Origin of the sequence: Roseiarcus sp. (assembly GCF_052145395.1) — a bacterium.
GTDB lineage: Bacteria > Pseudomonadota > Alphaproteobacteria > Rhizobiales > Beijerinckiaceae > Roseiarcus.
On record NZ_JBKQOT010000060.1, the window covers coordinates 1 to 9884 of the forward strand.

General features: G+C 65.9%; 8 protein-coding genes. 5 read left to right on the forward strand and 3 right to left on the reverse strand.

Annotation, left to right across the window (positions count from 1 at the left end; genetic code table 11):
• The 4 genes from metC to ACLP25_RS01995 all read left to right on the forward strand — a co-directional run.
• Positions 1–898: cystathionine beta-lyase (metC, locus tag ACLP25_RS01980; RefSeq protein WP_442467563.1), on the forward strand; the 898-nt coding region annotated here is incomplete at its 5' end.
• 4 nt (positions 899–902) lie between these two features.
• Entirely contained in the window at positions 903–1865 is a 963-nt protein-coding gene (locus ACLP25_RS01985) for a nucleoside hydrolase (protein ID WP_442467564.1), read from the forward strand.
• A 111-nt stretch (positions 1866–1976) separates the two neighbouring features.
• A complete protein-coding gene (locus ACLP25_RS01990) occupies positions 1977–3989 on the forward strand; it encodes a thioredoxin domain-containing protein (protein WP_442467565.1) in 2013 nt (670 codons plus the stop codon).
• 194 nt (positions 3990–4183) lie between these two features.
• Positions 4184–5122: a PEP-CTERM sorting domain-containing protein gene (locus tag ACLP25_RS01995; protein ID WP_442467566.1), complete on the forward strand. Its 939-nt coding sequence runs from the start codon at positions 4184–4186 to the stop codon at positions 5120–5122.
• Positions 5123–5199: 77 nt separating this feature from the next.
• Here the strand turns inward: ACLP25_RS01995 and pyrH are convergent, their stop codons facing one another.
• From pyrH to ACLP25_RS02010, 3 genes are all read right to left on the reverse strand, one after another.
• Positions 5200–5919 carry a UMP kinase gene (gene pyrH, locus ACLP25_RS02000; protein WP_442467567.1) on the reverse strand — a complete coding sequence of 240 codons (720 nt, stop codon included), beginning with the start codon at positions 5917–5919 and terminating at the stop codon, positions 5200–5202.
• Positions 5920–6048: 129 nt separating this feature from the next.
• Entirely contained in the window at positions 6049–6942 is an 894-nt protein-coding gene (gene tsf / locus ACLP25_RS02005; RefSeq protein ID WP_442467568.1) for a translation elongation factor Ts, read from the reverse strand.
• 129 nt (positions 6943–7071) lie between these two features.
• On the reverse strand, positions 7072–8094 hold the full coding sequence (locus ACLP25_RS02010) for a 30S ribosomal protein S2 (RefSeq protein WP_442467569.1): 1023 nt from the start codon (positions 8092–8094) through the stop codon (positions 7072–7074).
• A 487-nt stretch (positions 8095–8581) separates the two neighbouring features.
• Here ACLP25_RS02010 and ACLP25_RS02015 point away from each other — a divergent pair.
• A partial coding sequence (locus ACLP25_RS02015) for an ABC transporter permease (RefSeq protein WP_442467570.1) occupies positions 8582–9884 on the forward strand: 1303 nt, incomplete at its 3' end.

Genomic DNA, 9884 nt, shown 5'->3' on the forward strand with positions numbered 1-9884 from the left:
GATGTCGGCCGTCTCGGCCGGCGACCACCTCCTGATGACCGATTCGGCCTATGGCCCGGGGCGCGCCTTCGCAAACGGAACCTTGAAGCGCATGGGGGTCGAGACAACCTTCTACGACCCCTGCATCGGCGCCGGGATCGAGGCGCTGATCCGGCCGAACACCAAAGCGGTGCTGACCGAGTCGCCCGGCTCGCAAACCTTCGAAATCCAAGACGTCCCCGCGATCGCCGAAGTTGCCCACGCGCATGGCGCCTGCGTCCTGATGGACAACACCTGGGCGACGCCGCTTTTCTTCGCGCCGCACGCTCACGGCGTCGACATGGCGATCGAGGCCGGCACAAAGTACCTTTCCGGTCATTCCGACCTGCTTCTCGGCCTCGTCTCGGCCAACGAGGTCTGGTTCCCGCGGGTCCGTCACACCGCGGGACAGATGGCGATCCCGCCCGGGCCGGAGGATGTATTCCTGGCCTTGCGCGGCCTGCGCACCATGGAGCTGAGATTGCGCGAGGCGGAGCGACAGGGCCTTGAGATGGCGCGCTGGCTCGCCGAGCGGCGGGAGGTTCTGCGCGTCGTCCATCCGGCCCTGCCGGACGACCCCGGCCACAAAATCTGGAAGCGTGATTTCACCGGCTCGTCCGGCCTCTTCAGCGTCATTTTGAAGCCCGCCTCGGAAGCCGCGGTGGCGGCCTTCCTCGACGGCCTGCAGCTTTTCGGTCTCGGCTATTCCTGGGGCGGCTACGAGAGCCTCGTCATCCCGTTCGACTGCTCGTCCTACCGTACAGCGACGAAATGGGCGCCCGGCGGCCCGGCGCTGCGCTTCAGCATCGGCCTCGAGGACCCCGAGGATCTGAAAGCGGACCTCGACCGGGGGTTTGCGCGTTTAACGGCGACATCCTGAGCCCATGCGCGACTTCCTCATCGACACCGACACCGCCTCCGACGACGCCGTCGCCATCATCATGGCGCTCATGGCGCCGGACGTGCGTGTGCTGGGACTGACGACCGTCGCCGGCAACGTCGCGCTCGAGCAGGCGACCCGCAACGCGCTCTTTACTGCGGAAATTTGCGGATCGGACGTCCCGGTTTACAAGGGGGCAGGAGCCCCGCTCGTGCGCGCTTTGCGGGACGCGCACTGGTTCCACGGGGCCGACGGCTTCGGCGACCAAAACTATCCGCCGCCGAAACGGGCGCCCGAGTCCGAACATGCGGTCGACGCCATGCTGCGGCTGTCGCGCGAAAATCCGGGGCTGACGCTAGTCACGCTCGGGCCGCTCACCAATATCGCGCTGGCGCTCGCCCGCGACCCGGCGTTGGCCGAGCGAATCGGCCGCTGCGTCGTCATGGGCGGGGCGCCCTGCTGCGAGGGCAACGTCACGCCCGCGGCAGAGTACAACATCTGGGTCGATCCCGAGGCCGCGCGCGCCGTGTTTCGCTCCAGATTGCCGATCGAGATGGTCGGCTGGCACGTCTCGCGTGGGTCCTCCGTGCTGACCGACGGCGAGATCGCAGCGATCGAGGTGCTCGGCACAGGGAAGGCGCGCTTCGCAATCGAATCGAACAGCCGGGCGCGCGAGGCCTATCACGTCCAGACCGGCGAGGTTGGCCTGTCGCTGGCTGACCCGACAGCGATGGCGGTAGCGCTCGACCGTTCAGTCGGCCTGACGTGGTCCCGCCATCGGGTCGCCATCGAGACGCAGAGCGAACTCACTCGCGGCATGACGGTCGTCGACCGGCTGGGCGTCAATTCCGACGCAATCAACGCCGACGTCTGGGGCGCGGCCGCGGGCGAGAGCGGGGACGTTGACGTCTTGTGGACGCTCGACTCGGCGAAGTTCAAGGCTATGCTGAAGGCGGCATTGCTGTAGCCGCGATTGGCGATCTCGGCTCACGCGGTCAGCGTTCCCCGTCTACAAATGGCCTCCGCCGTCAGGCGGGGTCATCGACCCCTACAGGGAAACGGGGGGTGGAGGGTCACGATGGACACGGATCGCAACCACCTCGGCGACGCGACCTCACCCTACCTGCTGCAGCACGCCGGGAACCCCGTCCACTGGCGCCAATGGGGCCCTGAGGCGCTTGCGGAGGCCAGGCGCCGTGACTGCCCGATCCTGCTGTCGATCGGCTACGCCGCCTGCCACTGGTGCCACGTCATGGCGCACGAGTCGTTCGAGAACGTCGAGACGGCGAATCGGATGAATGCGTTGTTTGTCAATGTTAAGGTCGATCGCGAAGAGCGCCCCGATATCGACCACATCTATATGACCGCCTTGCATGCGATGGGCGAACAGGGCGGCTGGCCGCTGACTATGTTTCTCGATCCCGACGGACGGCCAATGTACGGCGGCACCTACTGGCCGCCGGCGCCGCGATGGGGACGTCCGTCTTTCGGTCAGATCCTCGAGGGCGTCGCCAATGCCTGGTGGGACCGCCGGGCGGATCTCGCCAAGAACGCGAGTGCATTGAGCGGCCATATGGCCGAGCTGTCCTCGCCCCGGCCCGGGGGAACCCTCACGCCCGACGATCTGACCCAGGTCGGCGACGCGCTTTTCCGCGCCGTCGATCCGGTGCATGGAGGGATCGGCCGCGCGCCCAAATTCCCCAATGCGCCGCTCTTCCGTTTTTTCTGGAACGAGATGTTCCGGCGCGGCGACGAAAGGTTCGGCGAGGCAACCAAGAAGTTGCTCGATGCGATCAGCGCCGGCGGCATCTACGACCACCTTGGCGGCGGCTACGCGCGCTATTCAACCGACGCACAATGGCTCGTGCCGCATTTCGAGAAGATGCTGTACGACAACGCCCAGATCCTCGAACTCCTCGCCTCCGTTCACACCCGCTGGCCCGATCCGGTCTTCGCCGAGCGCGCTCGCGAGACGGTCGTCTGGCTGATGCGCGAGATGCGTGTCGGGAGCGCTTTCGCAGCCTCGCTCGACGCTGATCAGGATGGCGAGGAAGGCGCCTTCTACGTCTGGACTGCTGACGAGATCGACGCCGTGCTCGGCCCCGCCGCCGCCCAATTCAAGGCGTCCTACGACGTCACGCCCGAAGGCAACTGGGAGGGGCGAACGGTTCTGAGGCGCGTGACGCCGCGGGGCGCCCCCGATGAGGAGGCCGAACTCGCCAATGCGCGCGCGGCGCTTTTCGAAGCGCGCGAGCGCCGCGCCAGGCCGGGGCGGGACGACAAAGTCCTCGCCGACTGGAACGGGCTGATCATTGCCGCGCTCGCTCGCGCGAGCGCCGTGTTCGCGACGCCTCAGTGGCTTGAAATCGCCCGGTCCGCGTTCGACTTCGTGTTGACGACGCTCAGCGGCGTCGACGGGAGGCTCCTGCACGCATGGCGCGCCGGACGCGCCGGGGCGCGCGGAATGTTGGACGACTACGCCGCCATGGCGAGGGCGGCGATCGCGCTGTTCGAGGCGAGCGGCGATCCGAATGACCTCGACGCGGCGAAGCGTCTGGTGATCGACGCGCTTGGCCGGTTCGGCGACGGCCAGGGCGGCGTCTATCTGACCGCGACCGACGCCGCTGACGTCCCCGGCGCCCGGCCCCGGCATGCGCATGACGGAGCGATTCCGTCGGGTGCGGGCCTCCTTGCCGAGGCTCTTGCCCGCCTCTGGCATCTGACCGGCGAGCCGCGCTGGCGCGAGGCGGCGGACGCGCTGATTCGCGCCTTTTCCGGCGCGCCAGAGGGAATCGGCGGAAGCCCCCTCCTGCTGCTCGCGGCCGACATGCTGGAGCGCGGCGGTTGTATCGTGGTCGACGGCCCGCTGGATGATTCGGGGGCGACTGCGCTTGCTGACGCGGCCCTGCGCGGGTCCGACCCGGGATTGACCGTCTTGCGTCTCGACAGGACACGCTGGCGGGGCGGCTTGCCGCGCGACGAACCGCCGCGATCGCCGCGCCCGGTCGCGATGCTTTGCCGCGGCCAGGCTTGCAGCCTCCCGGTTGCAACCCCGGAGGCGGTGGAGGAGCTGGTAATAAGTCGATCTTGACCCACACGCCGGGTCGACCTGGATCTATGCGCTGACAAATCGCGTTCGGACGACCGCCGGTCGGCTCTGTATCGACGCAACCCGCAACTGCGCGGATTGTGTCATCGCTTGATCGCGCGGGACGGAATTGAGTTTACAGAGAGACACACGATTGTTGGCGGGGTATAAGCGCATCTCGACAAGGAGGCGATGCGTTGAGCGGGAAATTCATCGTCGCGGCGTTTGCGGTCGGCCTGTCGTCCGCATCGGCCGCGACGGTTGGTTTTGTTTACACGAGACTTGTCCAAACCTGGAATATGGAAGCGGCGATTTCCAAAGGCGAAGCCGCGGCTAACCCGGGGCCCCTGAAGTCTGCGGTCGTGCTGAACGCGTCCGGGGGATTCTTCGGATCCTTTGCGGACTCGCCCGCCGACAGCGACGCTGCGGCCTGCCCGGTTGGCGCCGACTCGCTGCGCTGCGGCGCGGGGTCGCACGCGTCGGACAAAAGCGTGAACATTCTGGGGCACACCGTGATCATCCCCCCGATCTGGCTGGGCGGGGACAGCGAGAACCAATATTCGAACGAAGACAATCGATTCGATTGGTTCGGCGATGAGCCGCGGCAAACCTTCGACTTCAAGCGCCGCTTCCGCCTTCGGCGCGCAGGCCTCGACGAACTCTCTTTAAGCCCGCAATCTGACGGCGAATCAGAAGACCTGGGACCGCCCCAGAGCCAAGGCGGCTCTGGAAACAACGCAGGCTCTCAGGCCAGCGAACAGGTCTTTTCGTATTTTCCCTCCGATCGGCCGTACGGCCTCGAAAAGGCCGCGCCGAGCGTCCTAGTCTTTGTGAGCCCCTCGCTGAACGTCAGTCTGCCGGAGGCAGCCATTCCGAGCCTCGCGCCAATCCCAGAAGCGCCGAGCCTCGAAAATACCGGTTCTGCGGACGGAGGCTCGTCATCCGGATCCGGCCCCAGCGATACCGTCGGGAGCGCGCCGTTGACAGTTTCGCCGGCGCTCGACCTTTCGAGGCTCCAGACCCGCGTGACGGCGCCCGAGCCATCAACGTGGATCATGCTCTTGGCGGGACTTGCCACGCTCGGAATATTCAAGCGTCGTCAGATCGCAACCGCCGTCAAATCCGCAATGGATTGACGCAAGGCCGGGCCGTCCCGCCCGGAGCCGATCAACCGCCACGCCGCTCGTCGGCGCCTACTCGCGTCGCGAACGGTTCACGGCATGACGAAGGTCGCCCTCCCCCGCCCGGTCAGCGCCGCCGGGATGGCGCCGGGTTCGTCGACCGAAAACACAACGATCGGAATGCCGTTGTCGCGGCACAGTGCGAACGCGGCGGTGTCCATCACCTGGAGGTTGCGGGCGATCGCCTCGTCATGGGTGAGTTTGTCGTACCGCGTCGCGGTCGGATCCTTCTTGGGGTCTGCGGTGTAGATGCCGTCCACCTGGGTCGCCTTCATCACCGCGTCGCACGACAACTCGCAGGCTCTGAGCGCAGCGCCGGTATCTGTGGTGAAGAACGGATTGCCGGTGCCCCCGGCAAGCATGATCACCCGATTCTTGACGAGATGAGCGAGCGCCGCCTGGCGCGAATAAGGCTGGCAGAGCGACGGCATGGCCACGGCCGAGAGCACGCGCGCCGGCTGGCCGATCTGCTCGAGCGCGCCCTCCATCGCGAGAGCGTTCATCACCGTCGCCAGCATCCCGATGGAATCGGCGCGCGCCCGCTCGATCCCCTTGTCCGCCCCCTGCAGACCACGGAAGAAATTGCCGCCGCCGACGACCACGGCGACCTGTACGCCCAGTTCCGCGGTCGCCTTGAGGTCGGCAGCCATGCGTTGAATGGTCTCGGCGTTGAGGCCGAACTTGTCCGGCCCCATCAGCGCCTCGCCCGAGAGCTTCACCACGACGCGGTTGAAAAGCGGTCTGGACGTCATGGGCCCCCTCCTTACGGCGACGTTTCGTCGGCGTGGCCATCAAGCCCGCCCACCGCGACCGGCGCAATCACAGAAGCGCATCAACATCAAAAAAAGCGGCCCGGAGGCCGCTTTCAAAGGTTAAGGCGCTCAGGCCTCTTCCGCCGGTTTCTCGACTCCTTCGCCGAGCGCAAAGCGCACGAAGCCGGTGATCGCGATCGGGGCGCCTGCCGTCTTCTCCGCTTCCTTGACCGCTTGGCCGACGCTCTTGGCCGGGTCGTGGACGTAGGGCTGATCGAGCAGGCAGACTTCCTTATAGAAGGTCTTGAGACCGGATTCGACGATCTTTTCAATCACGTGTGGAGGCTTACCGGCGTTCTTTTCGGCCAGCACCGAGCGCTCGCGCGCAACCGTTGCAGGATCGACGCCGTCGGAATTGAGCGCGATCGGGCTTGCAGCGGCGACGTGCATCGCCACTTGCCGACCGAGCGCAACGAGCGCGTCGCGATCACCCTTCGACTCCAGGCCGACGATCACGCCGATGCGGCCGAGGCCGTCGACGATCTGCCCGTGAACGTACTGGCCGATTGCGCCGTCCGTAACCCGGAGGCCCTGCACACGACGCAGCGTCATGTTCTCGCCGATCGTCGCAATGGCGTTGGCGATCGCCTCGGATACGGTTCCGCCGCCGAGAAAATGGGCGCCGAGCACCGTGTCGACGTCCGCCGCGGGCGCCTTGTCGAGCGCCACCGCCACAATGCCGCGCACCAGCGCCTGGAAGTCGTCGTTGCGCGCGACGAAGTCCGTCTCCGAATTGACCTCAACAACCACGCCGACGAGATCCTCGACCGCTGCGCCGACCAGACCGTCGGCGGCGACGCGGCCGCTTTTCTTGGCGGCCTTGGCGAGCCCCTTCTTGCGCAGCCAGTCGATGGCGGCCTCGATGTCGCCGTCCGTTTCGGCCAGTGCGTGCTTGCAGTCCATCATTCCCGCGCCGGTCTTCTCACGCAGGTCCTTGACGAGCCCAGCCGTGATCGCAGCCATCGATAGTCCTCACATTGTCGTCGCGCATGCGGCCCGCCATGGACCGCGGCGCTGTTCCAAGACACACGCCCGGCCCGCACCGCGTTCGCGGCCGGGCCGGCCGAACGCAACCGGTCTTCGGCTGCAGGTTTATGCCGCGGCGATCAGAGCGCGCGCCTGCCCGCTCCACTTATCGCGGAGGATGCGGCCGTTGAACCGGAGATCGGCGTCGAGTTTGGCGGCCTCGTCGTCGGTCATCGCGGCGAGTTGCCAATAGTGAAACACGCCGTGTTCGTTAAGCTTCTTAACGATCTGCGGGCCGACGCCGGTGAGCTTGCCGAGGTCGTCCGGCGCGCCGCGCGGCGCCGCGAGAAGCTCGAAATGATCGTCGGGCGCCGAAACGACGGGCTCCGACTCGACCGCCTCGGGCAGAGCCTCGGCGATCGGAGTCTCCGCCTCGCCGAGATCGACTCCCGCCGCGCCCTGGCTGCGGCCGATGCCGTCGATGGCGGCGCGAGCCACGAGGTCGCAATAGAGCTGGATGGCGCGGCCGGCGTCGTCGTTGGCCGGGACCGGAAAGCTTATGCCATCCGGGTCGCAGTTGGTGTCGAGAATCGCAATCACCGGGATCTTGAGGCGGTTGGCTTCCTTGATCGCCAGCGCCTCCTTGTTGGTGTCGATCACAAACACCAGGTCCGGAACGCCGCCCATGTCCTTGATGCCGCCGAGCGCCGTCTCAAGCTTATCGCGCTCGCGCGACATCATCAGGCGCTCCTTCTTGGTAAGGCCCTTGGCGCCTTCCGCGAGCATCTCGTCGAGCTTGCGCAGCCGGGAGATCGAGCCGGAAATCGTCTTCCAGTTGGTCAGCATGCCCCCAAGCCAGCGGGCGTTGACGAAATACTGCGCCGAGCGCCTCGCCGCGGCAGCGATCTCGTCGGACGCCTGACGCTTGGTGCCGACGAACAGCACGCGGCCGCCCTTGGCGACCGTGTCGGACACCGTCTTCAGCGCCTGGTGCAGCAACGGCACGGTCTGGGCGAGGTCAATGATGTGGATCGAGTTGCGCGTCCCGTAGATGAACGGCGCCATCTTCGGATTCCAGCGGTGGGACTGGTGACCGAAATGCGCGCCCGCTTCGAGCAGCTGGCGCATAGTGAAATCAGGCAGAGCCATGGAATTGTCGTCCTTGTCCGGTTGAGCCTCGGCGGATCATGAACGGCGAGGAGACCCTCGCCACCGGAGCGGGACCTTGAGCAGGAGCCGCTGAAATCCGCCTGTGGAATGGGCGCGGATATAGGCGAGGCGAGCGCCAAACGCAAGCGCTTCCACGAGAAACGAATCCCGCCTCCGCCCGCGCCGTGACCCGCCACGAAGCGGCTGTGACGGGCGCCCCAACCCGCATGAGGGCCTGCCCGCGCCGTTGCGTCTTTCGAACTCGCACTTTGCGAGGCGCCTCGTCGTGAAGTCAGACTTTCGCGCGACCGCAAGGCCCCGTCGTCAGTTTGTCATATCCGGCCGTCAAGGGAACTGTGGCAAGTCGAACGCTCGGCCGCCACAATTTCCGATTGCCTCGGCATTTGGAAGCGTGTCGTATGCCGTGCGACGGCCCGTCCGCATGAAATCCTTGGTTTCGTCGTCTCGCGCCAATCGGAAATCGCCTATGCCCTTGCTTTTCAGCCCCTCCTCCGCTCGACGGCGGGTCCTGCCTAACCAGTGGGACCTGATCGCTTTCGCGGCGATCATGGCGATTCTGACGGCGGTCGCCCAGAGCTATCACGGCATTTCGGCGCCTTTGCCTGCGGCGAACGAACCGGTCGTGTCGCTCGACTACTGGAACCTGCCTTACTACGCACTGCGCACCGCTTTGCGCATGTTCGCCGCGCTTTTCTTCTCTCTGGTCTTCACCTTCACTTATGCGACGCTGGCGGCCAAGAGCCGACGGGCGGAGATGGTGCTGATCCCAATCCTCGATATCCTGCAGTCGGTCCCGATCCTGGGCTTCCTGTCCTTCACCGTAACGTTCTTCCTGGGCCTCTTTCCCGGCAACACGCTGGGCGCCGAATTGGCCGCGATCTTCGCGATCTTCACCAGCCAGGCCTGGAACATGGCCTTTTCCCTTTACCAGTCGCTGCGCACGGTGCCGCCCGATCTCGACGAAGTGGCGCGTGGGTTCCGGCTTACCGGCTGGCAGAAGTTCTGGCAGCTCGAGGCGCCCTTCGCCATGCCGGGCCTCATCTGGAATACGATGATGTCGATGTCGGGAGGATGGTTCTTCGTCGTCGCGTCGGAGGCGATCACGGTCGGCGACACGACCATCACGCTGCCCGGGGTCGGCTCCTACATTGCCAAGGCGAACGACGAGGGAAACTGGTGGGCGATCGGCGCGGCGGTTCTGACCATGGCGATCGTCATCCTGCTTTACGATCAGCTGCTGTTCCGGCCGATCGTCGCCTGGGCCGACAAGTTCAAGGTCGAATTGTCGGAGAGCGAGGTCACCGGGAGCTCCTGGATGCTGAACCTGCTCCAGCGCACCTATTGGGTTCGCCTCGCCGCCCGTCCGGTCTTTGAGGCGCTGCGGAGCATAAGCCTTTTGCCGATTCATATCCCGCGCATGCTGCAGGCAAGACGCGGGAAGGTCGAGCAACAGCCGTCGCGAATCGTCGACGCCCTCTGGATCCTCATCGTTGTGGCCGTCGCCGCATGGGCGATTTGGCTCACGGTGCAGTACATCGCCACGGAGGTCGGCTGGGATGAGGTGATTCACGTCTTCGTCCTTACGTTCTACACGCTCATTCGCGTCCTTGTGCTGATTTTCCTGGCGTCGATCATCTGGGTGCCGATCAGCGTCTGGATCGGCCTCCGGCCACGCTGGGCGGAGGCCGTCCAGCCGATCGCCCAGTTCCTGGCCGCCTTCCCGGTCAACCTGCTGTTCGGCGCGACCGTGAGCCTGATCCTCTATTTCA